This window comes from Luteibacter sp. P1_D3 (genome assembly GCF_056406135.1).
Map to the genome: position 1 here is coordinate 115476 of NZ_JBFUAT010000022.1, position 20650 is coordinate 136125.

Sequence of the window (20650 nt, forward strand, 5' to 3'; positions counted from 1 at the left end):
GTCATGCTGCGGCGCAGAAGGACGCTTTCGCAGGGTTTCGTCGGCGAATCCGGCGTTTCGTCGGAAACGCGTCGAGGAAGGCCCGCCCCGCATCGTATGCTCCGTCGCAGTCACGTTCCGGAGCCTTGCGATGGCCAGCCTCAAATTCCTCGGTCGTGTGCTTGTCGCATGGTTCGCCGCCTGGTGCATGCTGCTGGTGGTGTTCGGCATCTTCGACTGGCACCACGGCGAACTTCCCTGGTTCGTCACGCTGGCCTGGTTCGTTGGCCTTCTCATCGCACTGGGGCGCGGCGTCACGCATCTCTACCGGGTGCGCACGATCGCTGGACGCATCGATGGCGAGACCTTGTCCAACCGGCAGCGTCGTCGTGTCGAGGTGCCTTACGGTGCCGACGAAGCCTTTGACATCGTCGACGCCGTGATCCGCGAAGTACCCCACGTGCAGGACATCAATGGGGGCCGCGGCGGTCTGCAGATCCGTGCGACGGTACCGCTCCTGCCCGCGGATATGCCGCGCCGCCGTCGCTCGTTGCAGCACGGCACGTTCGAGCGCAATACGCGTATCTCGGCCACCATCACGCCGGCCGATGGTTCGAGCAGCGTCATGTTCGTCTGCGAGCCCGACAGCAGTGCGTGGATGGACTGGTTCAATCCCGACGGCGGCGCATCGCTCGAGGCGGTTGAAACCCTGGTGCGCGCACTGACCCAGCGGCTGGCCGAGCGGCGCAATCGCGAGCGTGCCGACGTCAGGCAGACGGCCATGGAGAAGGAGCTCACGGCCGCCCAGCTCGGCCTGCTACAGGCCCAGGTCGAACCGCACTTCCTCTACAACACGCTGGCCAGCGCACAGGAGCTGGTCCGCACCGATCCCGCCCGCGCCGACCGCATGCTCGGTCACCTGATCGATTACCTGCGCCGCTCCCTGCCACGCACGGATGGTTCGTTGTCCACGCTCGGGCAGGAACTCGAACGTTCGACCGCATGGCTGGAAATCATGAAGCTGCGCATGGGCGAGCGACTGACTGTGCATACCGAGGTCGCCGACGATATCGCCGCGCTGCCGATGCCGTCGATGATGTTGCAGACCCTGGTTGAAAACGCCATCAAGCATGGCCTCGAGCCGAAGCCCGGCGGTGGCGGCGTATGGATACGGGGCCGCGTGGAAGGTGGGTTGCTCTCACTCACCGTCGCCGACGATGGCATGGGTTTTCGCAGCGAAGGTTCGGGTACCGGCATCGGCCTGAGAAACCTGCGTGAGCGTCTTCGCCTGACTTACGGCGCGACGGCGAGCTTCGTCATCGGCAACAACTTCCCTAACGGTGTCGCCGCGACGATCACGCTACCGGCCAAGGGAGTGAGCGATCATGCCTAAGTGCATCGTTGCCGAAGACGAGAAGCTGCTGTCCGCAGCGCTCCAGCGTGAACTGGCCAAGGCATGGCCCGAGCTCGAGATCGTGGCCGTCTGCGAAGACGGTGGCGAGGCACTCGAAGCCATCGTCACGCACCAGCCGGACGTCGCTTTCCTCGACATCCGCATGCCGGGCCTGACCGGCATGGAAGTGGCCGCGGCGGCGGCCGATGCCAGCCCGCACACCCTCGTGGTCTTCGTGACCGCGTACGACCAGTACGCCGTGGACGCGTTCGAGCGCGGCGCGATCGACTATCTGCTCAAGCCGGTGGTCGCCGAGCGGCTTGCCCAGGCGGTAACGCGGCTACGCGGCCGACTCGCCGATGCAGCGCGGCACGCACGCCGCACCGGTGACCTGGCAAAAGACCTGATCGGGCGCTTCGACGACGTGCCCGACGAGCCGCTCACCTGGATCACCGCAGGCGCCGGGAAGGCGACGCGCCTGATCCTCGTCGAGGATGTGATCTACTTCCGCGCCGACAACAAGTACACGGTGGTCGCGACCGCCGAGGGCGACGCGCTGCTGAGTCGCCCGATCCGCGAGCTGCTACGCCAGCTCGATCCGAGGACGTTCCGCCAGATCCATCGTTCCACCATCGTCAACCTGCGCCAGGTCGCCTCGGTCGAGCGAGACGACACCGGCAAGGGCTGTCTGCGCCTGCGAGGGCGCCCCGAAACCCTGAATGTGAGTCAGCCGTTCATGGCCATCTTCCGCGCCATGTGACGAAGGAGACTTCCATGCGCACCCTGTTAGCCATCATCTACTGCTTCCTCAACCTCGCCGGTTGCACCGACGCGCAGAACCGCAGCATCGTGGCCACGGCACAAGAGAACGGAAAGGTGACCCTCGACAGCCTGACCGACGTGCGCATGGGCCGCGCGTGGTTCGAATGCAAGGCGAGCCAGAGCGGTCGCTGTTACTACACGGTATTCAACGGCGAGGCGCAGGTCCGCGTGTTCTCGCTGTCGGTGGCCGAGGCATTGCGCCTCGACAACCTGCCGGCGGGATTCCGCCAATGCGTTACGACATCCGAGGGCAAGGTGTCCGCCGATTGCCGGGCGGGGTGACCTGCAAGAGCATCGCCGCTGAAGCGGCTCCCACACCGAGCGAAGCGGCTCCCACAGAGGGTACGGAGCAACCCGTGCTTTGTAGGAGCCGATGTATCGGCGATCCCGCGGCAGCGGGCAACCCGCTGCCGACGGCAATCAGGGCGATGTACGCGGCACGATCGTATAGGTGATCTTCGACGGATGCGCCGCATCGTGATGCACCGCGTTGTGCGCGATCACACCCTTGGCTTCGTCGTAGTTGTTCCCACCGGTGTTGAGGTTGCGGTCGAAGCGCGGGAAGTTGCTGCTGGAGATCGCCACGCGCAGCTTGTGCCCTGGGTAGAAGAACATGCTCGTGTCGATCGGCTGGAAGGTGACCTTGTAGACCTCGCCATCCTTCATCCACACCGGCGGCTTGTCATAGCCCTCGCGGTAACGCATGCGCTGGATGTTCTCGGTGATGTTGAACGCCTTGCCGTCCGTGCCAACGTCCATCACCTTGAAGGTGAAGTCCGTATCCTTCGCATCGGAGGATACATAGAGCGTCACCGTAATCGGTCCGCTCACTTCGGTGCCTTCCTTGAAGGGTTCGGAGTCGTAGACCAGGATGTCGTTGCGGGTCAGCTGCGGGTTCTGGTCGAAGGAGCCGAACTTCACCGCATTGCCCTGGCAGCAACCGCCACCGCCGAGCGTGGTGACCGGATTGGCCGGGTCGTAGACGAAGCTATCGGGCTGATCGGTACCGCCTGCCGTGTCGACGAGCTTGCCGTCGCCGTAGAGCGTGTTGGCCTTGCCACCGCTGGTGAAATACAGGTCGCGTGTCACCGCACCGGCCGGCGGCCAGGTCGGCGAGTTGTGCCACTTGTTCTCGCCCATCACGTAGTACATGACCTTGGGCTGCTTATCGACCACCGGGCTGTCCACGCCCTTGAGGAACTTGTCGAACCAGCCGAACACCAGGCTCTGGTAATCGAAGCGGGCGTCGCCCACGTCCAGGTCGCCGATCATGGTGTGTTCGGTGGCACGCGCGTACGCGCAGTGCAGCACCGGCGCGATGATCGCGTACTGTTCGTCCGCGACGGCCTTGGGTGCCGTGGCACGCACCTGGTTGAACGCGGCGAGGTTCGGCGAGACGGAGACGTCGAACCAGCTCATGAACCACAGGCCGGGCTTGTTGATCTTCATGTCTTCGTGCCACAGGCCGCCCTTGCGCCAGGCGGGGCTGTTCGGCGTGCGCGCAATCATGTTGCCGCCCGTGGGGACATCCATCGCATCGGCGAAAATGCCCTTCGGACCGTCGACGGCCTTGAGGATCTCGTTCTCGGGCAGGTGCCAGAACGCCTGGTCCCAGTCGACCGGCGGCATCTGCGGATCGAGGTCGAAGGCCTTGGAAGCGCGGATCAGGTCGGCCTGCGACGTATTGGCGGGGAACATCGGACGCACCTGGTTCTGCTCACCGTAGATCCAGGCCTGGAAGAGCATCTGCACGGCACCGCCGCGGTACCAGTTACCCTGCTCGTAATACGGGCCGACCTTGYCGACGCCCGCACCGAAGCCCTGCACGTTGAACGTCGCCAGTGCCGGTTCGTTCTCCGCGACGACGGCCATCTGCCATTCGGCCGTGGATGAACATCCGGTCGTGCCGACCTTGCCGTTGGACCACGGCTGCGTGGACATCCAGCGGACGGCGTCGACGCCATCGCTGAGCGGCGCGCCGAGGATGTCGTAGTTGCCTTCGGAGAAGTAATGGCCGCGCTCGTTCATTTCGACCAGCGCGTAGCCGTGTTTTACGGCTTCGATCTCGTGCGTCATGTCACGCGGCGCACCGATCTTCACGTCCCAGAAATTGAAGTTGTACGGCGTGCGCGAGAAGATCGTCGGCACCTTTCCGGTCGCGTTCTTCGGGCGGTAGACGTCCGCCGCCATGCGCTTGCCGTCGCGCATCTTCACCATCACCTTGCGATCGATGATGGCGATGTCTTCGAGCTGCTTCTCGAGGTCGATGCGCTTGGCGATGAGGGCTTTCTGCTCGGGCGTCTGCACGGCCTGTGCGGCGACGGGCGCCGCAACGAGTGCAAGGCAAAAAGACGTGACGCCGACCGACAACGCGGTCCTGACGTGAGAGAGGGCAGGGCGCGAGGTTCGCATGCTGAAGCCTTGTTGTCGGGACGATCGGCCGAGTCTGGCAAATTGTCCTAAGCAGGTAAATCCGTGACTTCTGGCATGGACGCTAGGCTTCGGGCACCGAGATCCCGTGTTTCATCAAGATCGCGGAGACCTCCGAACTCACCCAGTCGAAGTGTTCCGGGCCCGCTGCCTCCAGGACCAGGTTCGACTGCGTCGCGAATGTCGGCCAGAAAGCATCGGGGTCAGGATTCTCATGCAGGCCGGCCTGTACCTCGGTGGCCAGGCGGTCGAGCATGCGTTGGAGATCGTCGCGATGTGTCATGGCCCCAAGGCTACGCCCGACATGTGTACGCAAGTCGTGTACGTTCGTGCTTGACCTCAACTTTGGTTGAGGTTGTTCAATGGCTGTTCCGAACGGAGGCCGAGCCCCTCATGCGCATTACCCGACTGACCCTGCCGTCCACCGACGTGGGCGCCTGCCTGGCTTTCTACCGCGATGTTCTTCAGTTGCCGACGACCGGATCGACCGTCCACGTCGGCTGGACCGATATCGAGATCGTCCCCACGTCGACGGACACGGGGAGCATCCACCTTGCTTTCAATATTCCGCATCACCGGTTCGATGCGGCTTGCGCGTGGCTGGGCGAGCGGGCGCTGCTGCTGCGCGATTCGCGCGAACAGGAGCGATTTCGACTCGGAGGCGTATGGGATTCGGATTCGGTTTACTTCGCCGGTCCCCATGACGCGGTGCTCGAACTCATCGGGCGACGTCCGCTCGGCCTCGGTTGCCCCATCGCGGCCGGGTTCCGTAGCAGCGAAATCGCTTGCGTCAGCGAGGTGGGGCTGCCGACCGGTGATGTCCCGGCGCTCGTTCGTCACCTCGTCGTGGCGACTGGCCTCCTGCCATTCGGCGACGTGGCCGACGGGTTCGCTCCGATAGGCGATCACGAGGGACTGCTCATCGTCGTGGACCGTCACCGTCCCTGGTTTCCGGAAGGGAAACGGCTTCCGGGGGCGCGAGGCATCGAACTGCTCATCGAAGGCGTCCTGCCTGGTGTCGTGGTGACCGACGGGGAGGGGTGGCGGATGAGCACGGCCAGCCCGGAATCCACTTCGTTCGGGAAGCGCATGCGCGGTGCGATCTCTGTCTGGTGACGTTTCATGTCGATGCCGCCAGAATCGGTGCTTCGAAACGGCTCAGGGGAACTCACATGCGTCTCGGCTACACGCTCATCTACGTTCCCGATGTCACCGCCACGGTGGCCTTCTACGAATCTGCCTTCGGCTTGACGCGACGCTTCATCCACGAGAGCGGCCTCTATGCCGAGATGGCGACGGGCGAGACGACGCTCAGTTTCGCCGGCGAGGCGATGGCTGACATGAACGGGCTGGCTATCCGCCCGAACAGCCCGCGGGATCTGCCGGCGGGCATCGAGCTCTGCCTGGTTACAGACACGCCGGAGGAGGCGTGCGCCGTGGCCGTCGCCGCGGGTGCCCTCGCGGTCAAGACGGTGGAAGAAAAGCCTTGGGGCCAGAAGGTGGGTTACGTGCGCGATCTCAACGGCTGTCTCGTAGAGATCTGTTCACCGGTCAGCGCCTGATGGAAGGCGTCGCCGACGTCGATGTCGACTACATCGTCATCGGCTCCGGCTTTGGCGGGAGCGTATCCGCGCTGCGGCTGGCCGAAAAGGGCTACCGCGTCGCGGTGATCGAGCAGGGCAGGCGGTGGACGCCGGATACCTTGCCAGCGACCAACTGGAGCCTGCGGCGCTGGCTGTGGTCACCAGCTCTCGGGATGCATGGCTTCTTCGGCATGCGCTTCTTTCGTCACGTGATCGTCCTGAACGGCAATGCGGTCGGTGGCGGGTCCATCACGTACGCACAGACGCTTCTCGAGCCGCCGGCCAGCGTCTGGCGCGAAGGGCAGTGGGCGGGGCTGGAAGAGTGGGAGCGGATCATGCCAGCGCACTACGCGACGGCAAAGCGCATGCTCGGCGTCACGACCAACAAACGGCTTGCCGCAGCGGACTTCCGGCTGCGCGACATGGCGGCTTCCGTCGGTGTGGGGGCGTCGTTCTACGTGACGGACGTCGGAGTCTTCTTCGGTCGGGAGGGCGATGCACCGGGGACGGTGTACCGCGACCCTTACTTCGACGGTGAAGGTCCCGAGCGCCGTGCATGCATCGGGTGTGGCGGATGCATGGTCGGCTGTCGGCATGGGGCGAAGAACACGCTGGACATGAACTACCTCTACCTTGCCGAGAAGCGTGGGGCGAGGGTGATCGAGCAGACGCGGGTGGTGGATGTGCGTCCTTTCGGCGAAGCGCAGGATGGCTCGGACGGTTATGTCGTGACGACGCGTCGGGGCGGCACGTCGGCGCGTCTTCGCTGCAAGGCGGTGGTGTTCGCTGCTTCGTCGCTGGGCACGCAGGATCTGCTGTTCCGTATGCGCGAGAGCGGTGCCCTGCCGTCGATTTCCGCGACGCTCGGGCAGGGTGTTCGCACGAATGCCGAGTCGCTCATCGGCATTCGCTACCCGGGATCCGCGGACGATCTCTCCCGTGGCGTCGCCATCGGCTCGGGCATCCATATCGATGCGTATACGCACATCGAAGCGACGCGCTATCCCGCCGGTTCGGACGTCATGGGCCTGCTGACCACGGTGATGACCCAGGGGCGTCACCGACGGCTGAGCTGGCTGCTCACGATCGCGCGCATGTGTGTGACGCGGCCTCGCGCCTTGTTCCGGCTGGTGCGCACGAAGGACTGGGCACGCGAGTCGATGATCCTGCTGTGCATGCAGACGCTCGATGGCCAGCTCACCATGCGTCTCGGACGCCGTTGGTTCTGGCCGTTCAGCCGTCGTCTCGTCACCGAAGGACCGAAGATTCCCACGTTCATTCCGGCCGCGAATGCGTTTGCGATGAAGGCTGCCGAAGCGACCGGAGGCGTCCCGATGACGTCACTCTCCGAGATCTTCCTCGATATCCCGATGACGGCGCATTGCCTGGGCGGCGTTGTGATGGGACGCGATGCTGGCACGGGTGTATGCGACAGCCGTGGTCGCGTTCACGGTTATCGGAACCTGCACGTCTGCGACGGCTCGATGGTGTCGGCCAACCTCGGCGTCAACCCCAGCCTGACCATTACCGCGCTCGCCGAGCACGTGATGAGCCACGTGCCGGAAGCGACGGCGCTCAGCGTTGCAGAAACGAACGCAGCACGGCCGTAACCAACTGGTGGTCGTCAAGCGAGGGCATGCCGGAGACGGTGATCGCGCCGATGACGCCCAGCGAGCGCAGCCGCAACGGAAATCCGCCACCGTCTGACGCATGCTCGGCGGGGGACAATCCGTAACGCGCCTCGAGGGTTTGGCCAGCCTTCGCAAGCTTCATGCCGACGACGAGAGTGCTGGTGCCGAGGGCGAGCACGGTGTTGCGCTTGCGACGGATCCAGTTGCCGTTGGATGTGTCCGCGCCCGGTGTCGTCGTGTAGAACAGGGGGCGATCGCGCAAGGCGATCTCGATGGCGACGGCTCCCGACCGAGCGAGTGCGCCTTCGCGCAAGGCATTGCCGATGGTCCAGGCATCGTCGAGGCTGAAGCGGTCGAACTGCAGTGCGGCTTCTTCTGCGGCCAGTTCGTCCAGGGTCGGATGGGTCATGCGGCGGTGTCTCCGTAAGGCATGCCCGGATTCTAGTGCCTGACGTACGGGCGTGGCGAAAAGCAACAATCTTGTCCCTGCGCTTCAAGCTATAGCTACATGCGGTGTTTCAGTCGTCGTCAACCCTTCGCGCGGTGACGACAGGTCTGCCCTTGCGCGACACGAAACCGCAAACCGAGGTGATCTCATGAAAATTCGCTTCATCGCAGGGGCGATTTTTATCGCCGCCTTCGCTGCCACTGTCTTGCCTATGGAAGCGCTGGCAGCCGGCCCCAGCGCCGTCGCTGGCAAGCAGGAGATCAGGGTCCGGCAGGTCTCGCCGACGTACTGGCGAGTCACGCTGCACAACCCGCCGTTCAACATCTTCGGGCCGGAGACGATTCCGCAATTGAACGAGGTGATCACGGCGATCGAGAAGGATCCGGATCTTCGCGTCGTCGTCTTCGACAGCGATGTGCCCGGCTTCTTCCTGACCCACTACGACTTCGTTCCCGCGCTGGAAAAGACCACGAGCCTTCCGCCGGGCCCGACCGGGCTTCCGCCTTTGCCCGACATGCTGATCCGCCTGAGCAAGGCACCCGTGGTATCGATCGTGTCGATTCGCGGCCGTGCCACCGGCGTGGGTAGCGAGCTCTCGCTGGCCAGTGACATGCGTTTTGCCAGTCGCGAGAAGGCGATCCTGTCGCAGTGGGAGGTCGGCGCCGCCCTGGTCCCCGGTGGTGGGCCCATGGCGCGCTTGCCGCGGATGATGGGGCGCGGCCGTGCGCTCGAGGTCCTGCTGACCGGTGACGACATCAATGGCGACATCGCCGAGCGCTATGGCTACGTCAATCGCTCGCTACCCGATGCCGAGCTGGACGGCTTCGTCGACGCGCTGGCACGGCGTATTTCCCGGTTCGACAAGCAAGCCATCGCGGACATCAAACAACTGGTCAATGGCCCGTCCCTGCCGCCCGACAACGAGATCGGTGCGGGCTGGGCGGCGTTCATCACCTCGGTCCAGCGTCCACAGGCACAAGCAAAGATCGGCCAACTGATGAAGGAAGGCCTGCAGACGAAGCCCGACGTGGAAGCGAGGCTGGCGCACTACACGGGGGAGCTCGGCGCGACCGACGCGGGTAAGTAAGCCGGGGGATTGTTTCGCGTCGCGGAACGGTCACTGCCTGCGGCTGGCCATTCAGCCCCTCAGGCGCGATCCCCAACTTGGGTTCCATCGGCTCGACGTGAGCCGCCGGCGATCGACCGATCGCCGGACCCTTGAGGAGATCGACATGAGCAATGAACAGAAAGTCGCCATCATCACCGGTGGCTCGCAAGGTATCGGCGAAGGCCTGGTCAAGGCCTATCGCGCGAAGGGCTTCCGCGTCGTCGCAACGTCGCGTTCGATCGTCCAGGGCAGCGACCCGGACGTGCTCGCGGTCGCCGGCGACATTGGCGAGGCCGCCACGGCCGAGCGCGTGGTGCGCGAAGCGCTGGCCAAGTTTGGTCGCATCGACACGCTGGTGAACAACGCTGGCATCTTCATCGCCAAGCCGTTCACCGCTTACACGGCGGAAGACTTCGCCTCGATGATCTCGACCAACCTGTCCGGCTTCTTCCACATCACCCAGCGTGCCATCGCCCAGATGGAAAAGCAGGGCAGCGGCCATGTCGTCAGCATCACCACGACCTTCGTCAACCAGGCGATCGCCGGCGTGCCGACGGCCCTCGCCAACCTGACCAAGGGCGGACTCACCTCGGTGACGAAGGAACTGGCCGTGGAATACGGCGAGAAGGGCATCCGCGTGAACGCCGTCTCTCCTGGCTTCATCAAGACGCCGATCCACTCGCCGGAAACCTTTGCGACGCTCGCCGCTTTCAACCCGATGAAGCGCATCGGCGAAGTCAGCGATATCACCGACGCGGTGCTCTACCTGGAAGGCGCGACCTTCGCTACGGGTGAAGTGCTCTACGTCGACGGCGGCCAGAACGCCGGTCGCTGATCGCATCGGCCGGGACGGCACGCCTGCGACATCACGCGGGCGCGCCGTCCACCTCTCAACGTGACTGACGGAATCCATCTCATGCAAGCGCAGCAAACCACCGTACTCAAGCTCCAGGTCGTCGCCGATGTGATCTGTCCCTGGTGTTTCATCGGCAAGCGCAGCCTGGACAAGGCGATCGCCACGCTGGCCGGGCAGGGCATCGACGTCGAGCTGGAATGGCTTCCCTTCGAACTGAACCCAAACCTGCCGCCGGATGGCATGGACCGCCGTGCGTTCCGTAGCGTCCGCTTCGGTAGCTGGGAGAACGCGCTGGCGATGGATGCACGCGCCGTCACGGCCGGGCGTCCCCTCGGCGCCGTGTTCAACTACGACAAGCAGACGCGCACGTCGCATACCCTGGCCGCGCACTCGCTGCTCCGCCTTGCCTGGAATGAGGGCGGCTCGTCCCTGCAAACGCGCCTCGCCGACGCGATGTTCACGGCGTACTTCACCGACGGGCTGGACCTGAGCGATCCCCGCGTGCTCGAGACGCTCGCACAGCGTCTGGGCATGTCGCCGGAGGCAGTGGATCGCTCTACGGCCCTGCACGCCGAGGTGCGTCAGCGGGAGCAGGCCGTGCAACAGGCGGGTGTGACCAGCGTGCCGAGCTATTTCATGAACGACAAGCCGTTTTTCTCTGGCTCGCAGGACCCGCAGGGCTACGTGCGCCTGCTCACCGAAGCTGCCGCCTAATGGCCGCCGAGGGCTTCGGCCTCGGCCATCAGGCGTGCGAACTCGGCACGTAGCAGCGGCACGGCAAAGTCGACGAAGCTGCGCACCTTGGGGACGGCCAGGCGCCCGTTCGGCGTGATGAGGTGCACGGGCAAGCCGACGGATTCGGCATGACGGAGCACGAGGCGCAGGGAGCCGTCACGGACGTGGTCCGCGACGTGATACGTGTAAAGCCTTGTCACGCCGTGGTGCGCCACCGCGGAGGCCATGGCAGCGCGCACGCTGTTCACGACCAGTCGTGGTTTGAAACGGATCGAGCGCGCAATGGCGCTGCCCGGCGCAGGCGGAAACACCCAGGTGTCGTGACCGAAGTGCGTCGTGGTGATGATCCGGTGTTGCAGAAGATCGCCGGGCTCGCGGATGGCCGGTCGGGCGTCAAGATAGGTCGGTGACGCCACCACCACGCGTTTCACGTCGCCACCGACGCGGGTGGCGACCATCGACGAATCCTGCAGTTCGCCCACGCGCAGGGCGATGTCGATGCCCTCGTCGACGAGGTTGGCGTGGCGATCGAGCAGCCTGAAGTCGATCGACACATCCGGGAATGCTTCCAGATAGGCATCGACGACGGGCCGCAGGATGTCCTCGCCACTGACTGGCGGTGCCGTGATGGTCAGTGTGCCCCGCGGCGACGCGCGCTCGCCGGCCACGCTGAGGTCGGCTTCGTCCAGTTCAGCCAGTACACGGCGGCATGCCGCGGCATAGCGCTCCCCGGCCTCGCTCAGGCGAATCGAACGGGTCGTCCGATGCAGCAGTTCCGCGCCGACATGATGCTCGAGGAAGGCGATGGCCCGGCTCACGGCTGCCGGCGACCGGGAGAGGCGCCGGCCGGCGCCCGCAAGGCTGCCTTCATCCAGTGCGGCGACGAATACTTTCATAGCTTCGATACGGTCCATCGGCAAAGGATAGTCCTCCTCGTCTATGCTTGTGACTGCACGGGACGTTCCTCGTCCGCAGGGGGCATCATGTCGTCGACAGAAACGTTCAAATTCGTACTTATTCTTCTAGTCGCGATCCTCGCCCTGGAGTTGATCGCACGCCGTTTCCGGCTGCCTTCGGCAGCGGCACTGCTGGCGGGCGGTATCGGCATCGCCTTCCTTCCCGGCATCCCGCCGGTGACCTTCGATCCCGAGTTGGTCCTGATCGTCTTCCTGCCGCCGCTGTTGCAGGACGGCGCGTACTACACGGTCTGGTCGGACTTCCGCAGGTATCTCGGCGGCATTCTTTGGCTGGCCATCGGCGCGGTCGTCTTCACGACGCTGGCCGTCGGCGCGACGGTGCACTGGATCGTTCCGTCACTGCCCTGGGCCGCGTGCTTTGCGCTGGGTGCGGTCGTTTCGCCGCCGGACGCGGTAGCCGCCAAGGCCGTGCTCGGCAAAGTCCGCCTGCCGCGACGGTTGATGGTGCTGCTCGAAGGCGAGAGCCTGCTCAATGATGCGACGGGTCTGGTGCTGTTTCGCTTTGCCGTCGCCGCCGCGCTGACCGGTGCGTTCAGTGCACAACAGGCCGCATTGAGTTTCGTTGGCCTTGCGGCCGGCGGAATTGCGGTGGGTGCGGTGGTCGGCTTCGTAGCGGTCCAGGTGGTGCGTCGTATAGGCCATATCTACCTTGCGATCACGGCTGCCTGCCTGTCGCCCTGGGCGGCGTATATCGGTGGCGAAAGCCTCCACGTCTCCGGTGTCCTGTCGGTGGTGACGACGGGCATCCTGCTGGGCTGGTACCAGCACGACATCTTCTCGGCGAACGTGCGCGTGCGCGCCTCGGCGTTCTGGGCAGTGATGATCTTCCTGCTCGAAGCGCTCGTCTTCATCCTGATCGGCTTTTCGCTGCGCAGCGTGGTCGAGCGTCTCGGCGGCATAGGCAGTGCGCTGGATGCTCTGGGCATGCCGATCCTCGCCGTGCTCGCCGCGGTGATCGTGTCGCGCTTCGTGTGGATCTACGCCACCGATTACCTGCGCGCGCCGCTTGCCCGGCTCATCGGCCGGAAAGTACCCCCGGCATCGCCCGCGGCGTCGTTCCTGCTGAGCTGGGCGGGCATGCGTGGGGTGGTGACGCTGGCCATCGCGCTGTCGCTGCCCGAGCAGATGCCCGGTCGCGACCTCACGCTGGCTGCCGCCTTCGCGGTGATCCTGGTCACGGTGGTGGTGCAGGGCGGTACGATCGCCCCGGTCATCCGCTGGCTGAAGCTCGATGCGGCCGTGCACGTCGATACGCACCATCTCAACGAAGGGCAGGCGAACCGGCTTCTCGATATCGCACAGCTGGAAGCCATCAAGGCACGTGCGTACGACAGCGAAGGCCATCTGCTGCATCCGCGCCTGCTCGAGCAATACACGTATCGGGTGACCATCGCCGAGCGCTTCGCGGTGGCACCGCAGGACTTCACCGGCGGCCGCGAGGCGCACTACGACATGATTCTCGCCGCCATCGCCGCGGGACGCGCGGAGCTGCTCCGCCTGCACCGCTCGGGGCAGATCCACGACGAACTGCTGCACTACTTCGAGCGTGACCTCGACATGCAGGAGATCTCTGCCGAGAACGATCGGCAGAGTCCCTGACACTTCCGCTTAGGCGGCGTGCTTCATCGACGCCATGTCGATGACGAAGCGGTACTTCACATCGGCTTTCGCCATGCGCGAGAAGGCGGTCTCGATGTCCTGCATGCGGATCATCTCGATATCCGCGACGATGCCGTGCCTGGCGCAAAAATCGAGCATCTCCTGCGTTTCCTTCGTGCCGCCGACCAGCGATCCGGTCAGCGAGCGACGGCCGCCGATCAGGTTGGCGACGGACGGTGACGGGTGGGGCTCGGCAGGGATGCCGACCAACACGTGGGCACCGTCCAGCGAGAGCAGCGAGGTGTAAGTGTCGAGGTCATGCGCCACGGCGACCGAGTTGAGGATCAGGTCGAGGGTGCCCGCATGCGCTGCCATGGCGGCGGCGTCGCGTGAGTTCAGCACTTCATGCGCGCCGAGGGCGAGCGCATCGGCACGCTTCGACTCCGACGTCGTGAAGGCCACCACGTGCGCACCGAGCGCGCGGGCCAGCTTGATACCCATGTGGCCGAGACCACCGATACCGACAACACCGACCTTGCGACCGGGACCTGCCGCCCAGTGACGCAGCGGCGACCACATGGTCACGCCAGCGCAGAGCAGGGGAGCCACGGCGGCGAGCTGCTCCTCGCTGTGCGTGATGCGGAAGACGAAGTCCTGCTTCACCACGATGGCGTCCGAATAGCCGCCCTGGGTGGTCGTGCCGTCGATGCGGTCCGGGCTGTTGTATGTCCAGGTAGCACCCTTGAGGCAGTAGGACTCCTGGACATGCAGGCAGTTCACGCACTGGCCGCAGCTGTCGACCATGGTGCCGACGCCGACGAGATCGCCGGGCGCAAAGCGAGACACCTTCGCACCGACCGCGGTCACGCGGCCAACGATTTCGTGGCCCGGTACCAGCGGATAGTCGGTGCCGTTGGGGTAGATGAGGCCGTCCCATTCGCCGTGTGCGGTGTGCAGGTCGGAATGACAGACGCCGCTGAACAGGATCTCGACATGCACGTCGTCGGCGCGCGGGTCGCGCCGTTCGAAGGTGTACGAAGCCATGGGTGCGGTGGGAGAGAAAGCGGCATAGCCGCGTGCGATGGACATGGGCGTTTTCCTTGATAGGACAGATGACTGTCCTGTCAGTGGGGGTGGGGCGTGGGCTGGGTAGGCGGCGGCAGGGCCGATCTGTGCGGACACAGGCGTCCGCAATGGCATGGGCGGCAGACGATTGCGGAATCCACGGCCGCACTGTTTGGAACCTCGCCGATCTACTGGCGGTGGGAAGGAGGGCCCAACTCGTTGCCAAGCGCGGATGCTTCCGCGGTAATTCCTTCTCACTACCGGCCGATTGTCATGACTCGCAAGCTGCTCGAACCCATTTCCCTAGGTCCCATCCGCCTCGACCATCGCGTGGTCATGGCGCCGCTCACCCGCATGCGCTCCGAACAGCCGGGCGACAACCCGGGCGACCTGATGGTGGAGTACTACCGTCAGCGCGCCTCCAAGGGCGGTTACATCGTGTCGGAAGCGACCGTGGTCGCGCCGAACGGCGGAGGCTACCTCGGCTCCCCGGGCATCTACAGCGATGCGCAGATCCCGGGCTGGAAGCGCGTCACCGACGCCGTGCACGCCAAGGGCGGTGTGATCTTCCTGCAGCTGTTCCACGCGGGTCGTCAGTCGCACTTCGATATGCAGCCGGATGGCGGTGCGCCGGTCGCTCCTTCTGAAGTTGCCTACGAAGGCGTTGCCTATACGGCGAACGGCTGGGTTCCCAGCTCGCCGCATCGTGCGCTGAGCGAGGCGGAAGTGGTCGACATGGTGGAGCAGTTCCGTCTTGCCGCCGAGCGTGGCAAGGAAGCCGGCTTCGACGGCGTCGAGATCCATGGCGCGAACGGCTACCTGATCGACCAGTTCCTGCAGGACGGTTCGAACCAGCGCAGCGATGCCTACGGCGGCAGCATCGAAAAGCGCGCCCGCTTCCTGCTCGACATCACCAAGGCTGCCATCACCGTATGGGGTAGCGATCGCGTCGCCGTGCGTCTCGGCCCGAGCGGCAGCTTCGGCGGCATGAAGGACTCGAATCCGGAGGCACTGTTCACCTATGTCGCATCCGAACTGGACAAGTTCAACCTGGCTTATCTGCACCTGATCGAACCGCGCGTGCTCGGGAACGCGGAAGACGCATCGAAGGACCAGAACCCGGTCGTTTCGCGCCTGCTGCGCAAAGTCTTCCACGGTCCGCTGATCGCGGCCGGTGGATTCACGCCGGAATCGGCCGAAGCGATTCTTGCCGAGGGCAGTGCCGACCTGGTCGCCTTTGGTCGCTTCTTCATCTCCAACCCGGACCTGCCGGCCCGCATCGCCGAGGGCGCTTCGCTGACTGCTTACGACCGCGATACGTTCTACGGTGGCACCGCCGTGGGTTACACGGACTACCCGGCGCACGCCGAGGTGGCCGTCGCCTGAGATTGCCTTGAAAGGGCGGAAGGCAGCAGGATGTAACCTTCCTTACCCCGGATGAGGCGCCCGCCTTGGACAGCCTTAGCTCCCTCGCCACCTTCGTCCACGCGGCGGAAACGCGCAGCTTCACGCAGGCTGGGCGCATCCTTGGCCTGTCCTCGTCGGCCATCGGCAAGACGATTGCCCGCCTCGAGGCACACCTGGGTGTGCGCCTGTTCCATCGCAGCACGCGAAGCATCTCGTTGACGCCGGAAGGCGAGATGCTGCTGGAGAGCTGCCGACGGATTCTCCAGGAAATCGGCGACGTGGAGCGTGAGCTGGCGGGTAACCGGGCCACGCCGCGCGGCAAGCTGCGGGTCAGCCTGCCGATTCTCGGCGGTCTTTTCGCCCCGACGCTGGCCGGTTTCATGGCGAAGTACCCCGAGATCGAACTGGATCTCGACTACAGCGACCGCCTGGTCGACATCGTCAACGAAGGCTTCGACGTCGCCATCCGCACGGGCGAAGGCGTCGACTCGCGACTCATGTCGCGGCGACTGGGCCTGTATCACCTGGTGCTCGTCGCATCGCCGGGCTACCTCAAGCGCGCGGGCACGCCCAACGTGCCGGCGGATCTCGCCAGTCACGCGTGCCTTCACCATCGCTTTCCCACCACCGGCAAGCTTGAGCGCTGGCCCTTTCGTCAGGACAACAAGGGACCCGACGTTCCGGTACCCGTCGCCGCGGCAGCGAGCACGCTCGCTCCCTTGCTGGARATGGCCGAGGCGGATTGTGGTATCACCTGCGTTCCCGACTTCACCATCGAACCCAGCGTGAAAGCCGGACGGCTCGTCCGCGTGCTCGACGACTTCCTCGATCACGAGAACGTGTTCCGCGCAGTGTGGCCATCGAGTCGCAACATCGCGCCACGGCTTCGCGCCTTCCTCGATTACTTTGGTGCCAACCTCTTTCCGACGCACAACGCCGGGCGCTGAGCGCTCGCCGGAGCAAGCCGGCGCTTTGGCTATCGCGCGCCGAGCGTGGCTACGAAGCGCATCGCGCGGGCGATGCTGGTGCTGATGATGGGCAGGCGGCCGACCGGGATCGAGATCACCGCGACCTCCTCGCGATGGAGGTGGATGTTCGCCTCCGCATGGCCCCAGGCCAGTTCCACTTCGTTGGGTGCCAACGAGCGGGACGGCACGTCGTCGTTGGTGATGCGCTGCACTTCACGAAAGAAGTGCAGGTGTAGAAATCCGTCGTCGGTCGGCCCGGTGACGGCCATACCTGTGGCGACCCCCGACACGAAATGCGACGTGCGCGTGTGGAGGATGCTCTTCGTCTGCACTTCGGACACGGTCAACCCTCACTTCCCCTTCTCCCAAGCATAGGAGGGGGATGATGTCGCCGTCTATCGGGTGAGTGGGGGCGGATGCGACAAATGTGCGGAGGTCGGCACTTCAGGTGGTGAGGGGGCGCCCGAGTTCCCTGCCGTAGACCGCCAGACGGTGGCCTTCGGCCAACCGCTCGGCCTCGTAGACGAAGAGGGCTTTCTCGAGCGGCAGTCGATCGAGGGCGGCCACGAGCGCCATCGCGTCGCCCGCCGCCTTGGCCACGCCCATTGCCGTGTGGGGACGTATGACGAAGGCCGCATCGCCGAGCAGGGCGACACGGTCGCGGACCATGCGGGTGCTCTCGTAGTCGAAGATCGCCTGTAGCGAGGGCGTGGGTTCCGCTTCCACGGCCAGGACGAAAGGCGTGGGGAGGACCTCGCGGGCCGTCTCCCTCAGGGCGTCGCGGAGATCAGGCGGTACGTCGCCTCGGGCCACGGAATACGCGCGCAGGCGTCCGTCGCTACCGGTGAGCCAGCGATCGAGCGCGAGGCCTTCGGCAGCCTGCCGGTACCACACCCAGTTGTAGCGTCGCTGGCCGGGCGCCGTCTCACCCGCCGGTCCGGGCACGAGGTAACCGAGGATCTGTGACCCACGCGGGTGGTAGAACGCGAAGCGTTCGGAAAGCACGGCCGCCGCCGCGACCGGGAGATGGGTTTCGGCAATCAGTCCGCGCCAGGCGACATAGCCGGCGTAGATGCTCGCGGTGGGGCCGTGGCTCACGGCCGGGCGCACGACGGAGCCGACACCGTCCGCACCGATCACCAGGTCGAAGCGATGCGTCTCACCGTCATCGAGGACGATCGTCGCCGCCGAGCTCGTATTCTCGACGCGGACCACGCGGGCGCCCACGCGATACGCCGCCGGTGGCAGCAGGTGCCGGACGGTGCGATAGAGGTGGTCCCAGGAAATCTGGGTCTGCGGTGTCACATCACGCTGGGCGATGCTGCCGTTCCGCGCAAACGTGATCCGCTCGTGCGCAAGCACGCCGACGCGCGCTGCCTGCTCGCAGCCGAGCAGGCGCAGGATGGCGTACAGCTCGCGCTGGCCGACCAGCCCTGCGCCGCGACCTTCGAGGCCCCGCTCGGAGCGCTCGAAAACGTGGACGTCGTGGCCGGCGACGCGCAACAGGCTCGCCGCAAACAAGCCGCCCATGGAACCGCCCACGATGCCGATGCGTAACGTCATGCCTTCAACGTAACAGCTGGCGGGGCCGCGCTCCTTGGCGTTTTTTTCCGTGGCCGATGGCGACGGCGCCTTGTATATGGTGGATCAGCGCGCCGAACGCTCGGCGCGTTCACGCGCTTCCATTTCCTCGATCGTGTAGATCGTCTCCGGAATGGCCTCGAGGCGCGCCTTCGAAATCGTCTCGCCATTGCCGTCGGAGATGCCGTAGGTACCTTCGTCGAGCTTCTCCAGCGCGCGGTCGACGATGGTCAGGCGACCCTCGTTATGGCTGAGGAGAGACTCGTCGCGATCCTGCTGCGCAAAGCGTTCGGCGTCGTCGCCCGAATCCTGCGGCTCGCCGCCGGCCGTCTGCTGGAGCAGGCCTTCGTCGTTGCCCGCTGCGTCGGCACTGGAGATCAGCTGCTTGCGCAGGGTGAGGAGACGCTCGCGCTGGGCGTCGAGGAAGCTCTTGCTGAGAACGGAGTCATTCATGCCGTGGGCCCTGGTGGAAGACGGGGGACTATTCGCCGAAGCCGCAGCCGTGTCTTGAACGTTTGGCGCCTGCGGGACGGCTATTCGGTGACCGAATGAATGCTAGTCCGGCCCAGGGCTTCATATCGTGAATGTCCGGCGGCAGACTAGGCGGTTAGTCCGCCGGGCGGGAGGCTGGCGGGTCTGCCGCGCCTGCCGTAGATTGAGCGTCGGGGACGGTGCGTTCTGAATCCTGGGTGGAGTGCGTATGGATCGGCTCGATGCCATGCAATTGTTCGTGCGGGTGGCCGATTCCGGCAGTTTTTCGAAAGCCGCGATCGCCAGCGGTGTTTCCCAGTCCACGGTCAGCAAGCAGATCGCCGCGATCGAATCGCGGCTCGGCGTGCAGTTGTTGCGACGGACCACGCGGGGCCTCAGCGTCACGGAGGCCGGTCAGCAGTACTACGACTCCATCCTGCAGCTCATCGAGGCGGTGGACGCCGCCGAAGCCAGGGTAGGGCATGCGCAGGTCACGCCGAAGGGCGTGCTTCGCGTCGCCATCTCGGCGGCGTTCGGGCGTTTTTTTGTCCTGCCGCACCTGCCCGAGTTCTTCGCCTTATATCCGGATGTCACGATCGACTTCGACATCTCGGAGCGGCATGCCAACCTGGTCGAAGACGGTATCGACATCGCGATCCGTATCGGTGCGCTGTCCGATTCGTCACTGGTAGCGCGTCGCATCGGTGGCGTTCGCTATGCGACCGTCGGGACACCGGCGTACTTCGAACGCCATGGCGTCCCCCGTCATCCGCGCGACATCGAAAACATGCCGTGTATCGTCTTCATGTTCCAGGGCGCCTCGCGCGCGTGGCGCTTCTTCGAGAACGATGCACCGCTCGTCGTCGACGGCAAGCCGGTGGTTCGCAGTAACGACGCCGAGCACATCCGCGGCTCGGTGCTCGCCGGCCTGGGGATGGGGCACAGCCCGGCATGGCTGTATGCGCGGGATATCGCCGACGGGACCTTGCAGCAGGTGCTGGCGGACTATTCCCCGCCAGCATTTCCGATCAGTGCCGTGTCGCCGGCCGGACGTCGACAGACCCGTAAAGCCCAGGTCTTCATCGATTTCCTCGCGGAGAAGTTCCAGCAGGTGCCGGAACTGAGCCTTCCCGAATAACACGCCTCGCTGGCGTCATCATGCCCTTTCGGTAGGAGCCGATTCATCGGCGATCCCGCGGCAGCGGGCAGGGCTTTCGCGAGCACCCATTCGCCGATGAATCGGCTCCTACCAAAGCAGGGCTGTTAGCGGAGGCCGCCGGAGACGACGATGGTTTCGCCGGTGACCCAGCGCGCATCGTCAGAGGCAAGGAAGACAGCAACCGGGGCGATATCCTCGACGTGACCGATGCGGCCCAGTGGTGTCTGCGAGACGAGGAAGGTGTCCAGGTCCGAACCGATAATGTTGCCGGTGTGGGTGCCTTCGGTTTCGACGATGCCCGGGTTGAGCGAGTTCACGCGGATCTTGCGCGGCCCAAGCTCCTTGGCCAACACACCGGTGACGGCATCCAGCGCACCCTTGGTGGCCGTATAGATCACCGACTGCGGCGGCGTCATGCTGCTCACGCCTGAACCGATG

Annotated in this window: 22 protein-coding genes; 13 read left to right on the forward strand and 9 right to left on the reverse strand. The window is 65.1% G+C overall.

Annotated elements, in window-relative coordinates:
• The first annotated feature begins 130 nt into the window (after positions 1–130).
• From AC1DYM_RS14945 to AC1DYM_RS14955, 3 genes are read left to right on the forward strand one after another with little or no spacing between them, the layout of a single operon-like run.
• Complete coding sequence (locus AC1DYM_RS14945; RefSeq protein WP_477339599.1) at positions 131–1372, forward strand: histidine kinase; 1242 nt, start codon at positions 131–133, stop codon at positions 1370–1372.
• On the forward strand, positions 1365–2132 hold the full coding sequence (locus AC1DYM_RS14950; protein ID WP_046969575.1) for a LytR/AlgR family response regulator transcription factor: 768 nt from the start codon (positions 1365–1367) through the stop codon (positions 2130–2132). The genes AC1DYM_RS14945 and AC1DYM_RS14950 overlap by 8 nt, the downstream gene beginning before the upstream one ends.
• A gap of 14 nt (positions 2133–2146) precedes the next feature.
• A complete protein-coding gene (locus AC1DYM_RS14955; RefSeq protein WP_477339602.1) occupies positions 2147–2476 on the forward strand; it encodes a hypothetical protein in 330 nt (109 codons plus the stop codon).
• Between the two features lie 138 nt (positions 2477–2614).
• On the opposite strand, the gene AC1DYM_RS14960 is transcribed toward AC1DYM_RS14955, so the two are convergent.
• The gene (locus tag AC1DYM_RS14960; protein WP_477339604.1) at positions 2615–4606 is read right to left on the reverse strand and encodes a CocE/NonD family hydrolase; all 1992 of its coding nucleotides are present in this window, start codon (positions 4604–4606) and stop codon (positions 2615–2617) included.
• Between the two features lie 82 nt (positions 4607–4688).
• Positions 4689–4880 (reverse strand): hypothetical protein, encoded by a 192-nt coding sequence (locus AC1DYM_RS14965; RefSeq protein WP_046969577.1) that lies wholly within the window; start codon positions 4878–4880, stop codon positions 4689–4691.
• 137 nt (positions 4881–5017) lie between these two features.
• On the opposite strand from AC1DYM_RS14965, the gene AC1DYM_RS14970 reads away from it, so the two are divergent.
• From AC1DYM_RS14970 to AC1DYM_RS14980, 3 genes are read left to right on the forward strand one after another with little or no spacing between them, the layout of a single operon-like run.
• The gene (locus tag AC1DYM_RS14970; protein ID WP_477339606.1) at positions 5018–5740 is read left to right on the forward strand and encodes a VOC family protein; all 723 of its coding nucleotides are present in this window, start codon (positions 5018–5020) and stop codon (positions 5738–5740) included.
• 56 nt (positions 5741–5796) lie between these two features.
• Positions 5797–6186, forward strand: coding sequence for a VOC family protein (locus tag AC1DYM_RS14975; protein WP_477339608.1), 390 nt, complete (start codon positions 5797–5799; stop codon positions 6184–6186).
• Positions 6186–7817, forward strand: coding sequence for a GMC oxidoreductase (locus AC1DYM_RS14980; protein WP_477339610.1), 1632 nt, complete (start codon positions 6186–6188; stop codon positions 7815–7817). Before AC1DYM_RS14975 ends, AC1DYM_RS14980 begins: the two co-directional genes overlap by 1 nt.
• Here the strand turns inward: AC1DYM_RS14980 and AC1DYM_RS14985 are convergent.
• Positions 7783–8247, reverse strand: a complete 465-nt coding sequence (locus tag AC1DYM_RS14985) for a heme-degrading domain-containing protein (RefSeq protein ID WP_477339612.1) — start codon at positions 8245–8247, stop codon at positions 7783–7785. The two genes, AC1DYM_RS14980 and AC1DYM_RS14985, sit on opposite strands and share 35 nt — an antisense overlap.
• A gap of 187 nt (positions 8248–8434) precedes the next feature.
• Here AC1DYM_RS14985 and AC1DYM_RS14990 point away from each other — a divergent pair, with 187 nt between their 5' ends.
• The 3 genes from AC1DYM_RS14990 to AC1DYM_RS15000 all read left to right on the forward strand — a co-directional run bounded on the left by AC1DYM_RS14990 (position 8435) and on the right by AC1DYM_RS15000 (position 10964).
• Positions 8435–9373: an enoyl-CoA hydratase/isomerase family protein gene (locus AC1DYM_RS14990; RefSeq protein ID WP_477339614.1), complete on the forward strand. Its 939-nt coding sequence runs from the start codon at positions 8435–8437 to the stop codon at positions 9371–9373.
• A gap of 145 nt (positions 9374–9518) precedes the next feature.
• A complete protein-coding gene (locus AC1DYM_RS14995; RefSeq protein ID WP_046969583.1) occupies positions 9519–10229 on the forward strand; it encodes an SDR family NAD(P)-dependent oxidoreductase in 711 nt (236 codons plus the stop codon).
• Between the two features lie 81 nt (positions 10230–10310).
• Positions 10311–10964, forward strand: a complete 654-nt coding sequence (locus tag AC1DYM_RS15000) for a DsbA family oxidoreductase (RefSeq protein WP_477339616.1) — start codon at positions 10311–10313, stop codon at positions 10962–10964.
• Here AC1DYM_RS15000 and AC1DYM_RS15005 read toward each other — a convergent pair.
• Positions 10961–11881 (reverse strand): LysR family transcriptional regulator, encoded by a 921-nt coding sequence (locus AC1DYM_RS15005; protein ID WP_477339618.1) that lies wholly within the window; start codon positions 11879–11881, stop codon positions 10961–10963. The two genes, AC1DYM_RS15000 and AC1DYM_RS15005, sit on opposite strands and share 4 nt — an antisense overlap.
• Positions 11882–11968: 87 nt before the next feature.
• Between AC1DYM_RS15005 and AC1DYM_RS15010 the strand changes: the two genes are divergently transcribed.
• The gene (locus tag AC1DYM_RS15010) at positions 11969–13561 is read left to right on the forward strand and encodes a Na+/H+ antiporter (protein ID WP_477339620.1); all 1593 of its coding nucleotides are present in this window, start codon (positions 11969–11971) and stop codon (positions 13559–13561) included.
• Between the two features lie 9 nt (positions 13562–13570).
• Here AC1DYM_RS15010 and AC1DYM_RS15015 read toward each other — a convergent pair whose 3' ends face one another.
• Positions 13571–14650 carry an NAD(P)-dependent alcohol dehydrogenase gene (locus tag AC1DYM_RS15015; RefSeq protein WP_477339622.1) on the reverse strand — a complete coding sequence of 360 codons (1080 nt, stop codon included), beginning with the start codon at positions 14648–14650 and terminating at the stop codon, positions 13571–13573.
• Positions 14651–14899: 249 nt separating this feature from the next.
• On the opposite strand from AC1DYM_RS15015, the gene AC1DYM_RS15020 reads away from it, so the two are divergent.
• Both AC1DYM_RS15020 and AC1DYM_RS15025 read left to right on the forward strand, forming a co-directional pair.
• Entirely contained in the window at positions 14900–16012 is a 1113-nt protein-coding gene (locus tag AC1DYM_RS15020) for an alkene reductase (protein WP_477339624.1), read from the forward strand.
• A 65-nt stretch (positions 16013–16077) separates the two neighbouring features.
• Positions 16078–16980 carry a LysR family transcriptional regulator gene (locus AC1DYM_RS15025; RefSeq protein WP_477339626.1) on the forward strand — a complete coding sequence of 301 codons (903 nt, stop codon included), beginning with the start codon at positions 16078–16080 and terminating at the stop codon, positions 16978–16980.
• Positions 16981–17009: 29 nt separating this feature from the next.
• On the opposite strand, the gene AC1DYM_RS15030 is transcribed toward AC1DYM_RS15025, so the two are convergent.
• The 3 genes from AC1DYM_RS15030 to AC1DYM_RS15040 form a co-directional block, all read right to left on the reverse strand.
• On the reverse strand, positions 17010–17348 hold the full coding sequence (locus AC1DYM_RS15030; protein ID WP_477339628.1) for a hypothetical protein: 339 nt from the start codon (positions 17346–17348) through the stop codon (positions 17010–17012).
• A gap of 97 nt (positions 17349–17445) precedes the next feature.
• Positions 17446–18564: an FAD binding domain-containing protein gene (locus tag AC1DYM_RS15035; protein ID WP_477339630.1), complete on the reverse strand. Its 1119-nt coding sequence runs from the start codon at positions 18562–18564 to the stop codon at positions 17446–17448.
• A gap of 84 nt (positions 18565–18648) precedes the next feature.
• Positions 18649–19035, reverse strand: a complete 387-nt coding sequence (locus AC1DYM_RS15040; RefSeq protein WP_477339632.1) for a TraR/DksA family transcriptional regulator — start codon at positions 19033–19035, stop codon at positions 18649–18651.
• Between the two features lie 247 nt (positions 19036–19282).
• On the opposite strand from AC1DYM_RS15040, the gene AC1DYM_RS15045 reads away from it, so the two are divergent.
• On the forward strand, positions 19283–20191 hold the full coding sequence (locus tag AC1DYM_RS15045; protein WP_477339634.1) for a LysR family transcriptional regulator: 909 nt from the start codon (positions 19283–19285) through the stop codon (positions 20189–20191).
• A gap of 125 nt (positions 20192–20316) precedes the next feature.
• Here AC1DYM_RS15045 and AC1DYM_RS15050 read toward each other — a convergent pair.
• Positions 20317–20650: SDR family NAD(P)-dependent oxidoreductase (locus AC1DYM_RS15050; protein ID WP_477339636.1), on the reverse strand; the 334-nt coding region annotated here is incomplete at its 5' end.

Coding starts and splice junctions, on each gene's coding strand:
- AC1DYM_RS14945 (WP_477339599.1), top strand. CDS start 131: ATGGCCAGCCTCAAATTCCTCGGTCGTGTGCTTGTCGCATGGTTCGCC.
- AC1DYM_RS14950 (WP_046969575.1), top strand. CDS start 1,365: ATGCCTAAGTGCATCGTTGCCGAAGACGAGAAGCTGCTGTCCGCAGCG.
- AC1DYM_RS14955 (WP_477339602.1), top strand. CDS start 2,147: ATGCGCACCCTGTTAGCCATCATCTACTGCTTCCTCAACCTCGCCGGT.
- AC1DYM_RS14965 (WP_046969577.1), bottom strand. CDS start 4,880: ATGCTCGACCGCCTGGCCACCGAGGTACAGGCCGGCCTGCATGAGAAT.
- AC1DYM_RS14970 (WP_477339606.1), top strand. CDS start 5,018: ATGCGCATTACCCGACTGACCCTGCCGTCCACCGACGTGGGCGCCTGC.
- AC1DYM_RS14975 (WP_477339608.1), top strand. CDS start 5,797: ATGCGTCTCGGCTACACGCTCATCTACGTTCCCGATGTCACCGCCACG.
- AC1DYM_RS14980 (WP_477339610.1), top strand. CDS start 6,186: ATGGAAGGCGTCGCCGACGTCGATGTCGACTACATCGTCATCGGCTCC.
- AC1DYM_RS14985 (WP_477339612.1), bottom strand. CDS start 8,247: ATGACCCATCCGACCCTGGACGAACTGGCCGCAGAAGAAGCCGCACTG.
- AC1DYM_RS14990 (WP_477339614.1), top strand. CDS start 8,435: ATGAAAATTCGCTTCATCGCAGGGGCGATTTTTATCGCCGCCTTCGCT.
- AC1DYM_RS14995 (WP_046969583.1), top strand. CDS start 9,519: ATGAGCAATGAACAGAAAGTCGCCATCATCACCGGTGGCTCGCAAGGT.
- AC1DYM_RS15000 (WP_477339616.1), top strand. CDS start 10,311: ATGCAAGCGCAGCAAACCACCGTACTCAAGCTCCAGGTCGTCGCCGAT.
- AC1DYM_RS15005 (WP_477339618.1), bottom strand. CDS start 11,881: ATGAAAGTATTCGTCGCCGCACTGGATGAAGGCAGCCTTGCGGGCGCC.
- AC1DYM_RS15010 (WP_477339620.1), top strand. CDS start 11,969: ATGTCGTCGACAGAAACGTTCAAATTCGTACTTATTCTTCTAGTCGCG.
- AC1DYM_RS15015 (WP_477339622.1), bottom strand. CDS start 14,650: ATGTCCATCGCACGCGGCTATGCCGCTTTCTCTCCCACCGCACCCATG.
- AC1DYM_RS15020 (WP_477339624.1), top strand. CDS start 14,900: ATGACTCGCAAGCTGCTCGAACCCATTTCCCTAGGTCCCATCCGCCTC.
- AC1DYM_RS15035 (WP_477339630.1), bottom strand. CDS start 18,564: ATGACGTTACGCATCGGCATCGTGGGCGGTTCCATGGGCGGCTTGTTT.
- AC1DYM_RS15040 (WP_477339632.1), bottom strand. CDS start 19,035: ATGAATGACTCCGTTCTCAGCAAGAGCTTCCTCGACGCCCAGCGCGAG.
- AC1DYM_RS15045 (WP_477339634.1), top strand. CDS start 19,283: ATGGATCGGCTCGATGCCATGCAATTGTTCGTGCGGGTGGCCGATTCC.